The sequence below is a fragment of the Streptomyces sp. SID1328 genome (assembly GCF_009865595.1).
GTDB lineage: Bacteria > Actinomycetota > Actinomycetes > Streptomycetales > Streptomycetaceae > Streptomyces > Streptomyces griseoluteus.
In genome coordinates this window covers 1-754 of record NZ_WWKH01000549.1, presented here as the reverse complement: position 1 = coordinate 754, position 754 = coordinate 1, and the positions used below count along the sequence as shown (strand labels likewise).

General features: G+C 77.9%; 1 protein-coding gene and 1 pseudogene. Both read right to left on the bottom strand.

Going from position 1 to position 754, the window contains the following annotated elements; translation table 11 throughout:
- Nucleotides 1-650 (bottom strand): lysylphosphatidylglycerol synthase transmembrane domain-containing protein (locus GT030_RS16980; protein WP_161201816.1); only part of this gene is annotated, 650 nt, incomplete at its 3' end.
- Nucleotides 650-754 (bottom strand): annotated as a pseudogene (locus tag GT030_RS16975) (SAM-dependent methyltransferase); the annotation flags it as partial. The gene GT030_RS16980 and the pseudogene GT030_RS16975, both read right to left, overlap by 1 nt.

The window sequence follows — 754 nt, the reverse complement described above, 5'->3', positions numbered from 1 at the left end:
AGCGAGCCGGTGCGCCGGCCGGGCGCCCGGTTCATGCGGACGGCGAGGACGACCGCGAGCGCGCCCGCCCCGGCGAGCGCCACCGGCACCGCCGCGGTCCGCAGGCCGTCGCGGACCGGGGACGGCAGGGTGAGCAGCAGCGCGGCACCGCAGAGGGCGAGCGCCAGTTGCCCGGCGACCCGCTCCAGCACGACGGCCTTGACGGCGCGCCGGATGTCCCCGGCGCTCTGCCCGTGCCGTACCGCCCGGTGCACGTCGCCGAGGACGCCGCCGGGGAGCGCCGCGTTGAGGAACAGCGCACGGTAGTAGTCGGCGACGGCGGCCCCGAGCGGCAGCCGGATGCCGAGGCCGCGCGCGGTCAACTGCCAGCGCCAGGCGCTGAACACGGTGGTGACGGCGCCGATCCCGAGAGCCGCGAGCACGGTGGCCGTGTCGATCCGGCGCAGCCCGTCCACCAGCGGCCCGGTGCCCAGCCGCCACAGCAGCACACCGAGGATGAGGACGCCGACGACCGTGCCGACGTGGGTGCGCAGCGGGCGCCGGGCAGTGACGTTTCCCTCTGGGGTGCCGGGCGGCCGGGCGGGCTCCGACGGCTCCGGAAGGCCGGTGTCGCGGGGTCCCGCGACCGCCTCGCCCGTCCGCCCGTTCATCACGCCTCCACCGGCCGGGGCAGCGCCAGCAGGTCGCTGTGGTGCACCACGACCTCCAGCTCGCCCGCCTCGCACGCGGCCAGCCGGGCGCGCAGGTAGTCCTC